Raw genomic sequence first — 1,188 nt, 5'->3', positions numbered from 1 at the left:
ACCTGGAATATGACTAAATCCACCATCTGGTGTTTGAAGTAATTTAAGCCAGTTTATGTGCTTATTCTTGTCAATTTGATTTAAAAAAGCAAATGATTTATTGATTTTATTTTTATTCTCCTTTAAGATTTTAGAAATAAAAAGCTTAATTTCTTCGATTTTTGATTGTATCTTTCCGAGTTCAGGTTTTACAATTTCGTAATGTCCGTCAAAATATTTTGTGATCACTACTTCACTTTGCTCCTCAAATTCTTCACTGATAGATGACAAAATTTTTTTCTCATCATCATTTAATTTAAACCATATTGTGATAATAGGCATTTTCTGCAATTCTTTTCCATGAGTTACTAAATAACTTAAATCGTCATCTCCATATTTGTATTCTTTTCCAAAGGATTCCAATGCTTTAAGAAAATTGGTTTTCCCCTGCTCATTTTTTCCTAACAAGATAGTTATTTCATTATCTAAACTTATTTTACCGCTATCAATTATAGATAGAAAATTTTTAATTCTTATTTTTTTAATTCTCATATTATTTTTTCCTCCCTTTAAGCAAACTTAAATATTTCTACTTGACATATGAATATTCACCTTATTAGCCTACCTCTTTTTTATAATTAATTATTTTTGTTTTTATATATTAACATGATTTTAAAGTTTACTTATTTTTCAACCTTTTTATCCCTTAAATAATTCATAAAAACAGAGATTGTAACATTCTGTTATATCTTCTTTCAGCAACGCCTCATCAATCTTTTTGTATCCATATCTTTCTGAAAAAAGCATTTACCACCTCATTTTTGGATTTTTAACTTTTGCTATTTTCTCATTGTTTTTGCTCATTTTTACTGTCTCAATCTTTTTCTGCTGATCTTTTTAAATAAACTGTATATGACATTATTTTTTACTTTTTCTTTCTTTAAGATACTCCTCTAATGGTCGTGAAGGTTCATCACGACGTTGCTCAAGGATAGCTATGTCAATGAGATCTTCCATAAATTCAACATCATTTAGCAATTTCTCAACAATAAATTGCCTTTCCCTTTTTGATAGACTTTTAAAAGCCATCCAAAATACCTCTGCTTTTGCCTCTTTTATATTCATTTTTTAACCTCCTACTATTAATTATGTTATTTTTATACTTACTAAAATAAAATAAATTATTAATAATAAAATGGGGGCAAGGCA

At 26.8% G+C, this 1,188-nt stretch carries 2 protein-coding genes; both read right to left on the bottom strand.

Translation table 11 applies throughout. The features are described 5' to 3' along the window. Positions 1 to 531 (bottom strand): AAA family ATPase (locus tag LWW95_08815; protein ID MDL1957128.1); only part of this gene is annotated, 531 nt, incomplete at its 3' end. A 366-nt stretch (positions 532 to 897) separates the two neighbouring features. After that, positions 898 to 1,104, bottom strand: coding sequence for a hypothetical protein (locus tag LWW95_08810; protein MDL1957127.1), 207 nt, complete (start codon positions 1,102 to 1,104; stop codon positions 898 to 900). Between the last annotated feature and the right edge of the window lie 84 nt (positions 1,105 to 1,188).

This window comes from Candidatus Desulfofervidus auxilii, assembly GCA_030262725.1.
Lineage (GTDB): Bacteria > Desulfobacterota > Desulfofervidia > Desulfofervidales > Desulfofervidaceae > JAJSZS01.
This window is presented reverse-complemented; position numbering and strand designations above follow the sequence as displayed.

What these genes read in the sequence shown, in the direction of transcription:
- LWW95_08810 (MDL1957127.1), bottom strand. Translation starts at nt 1,104, where the DNA reads ATGAATATAAAAGAGGCAAAAGCAGAGGTATTTTGGATGGCTTTTAAA.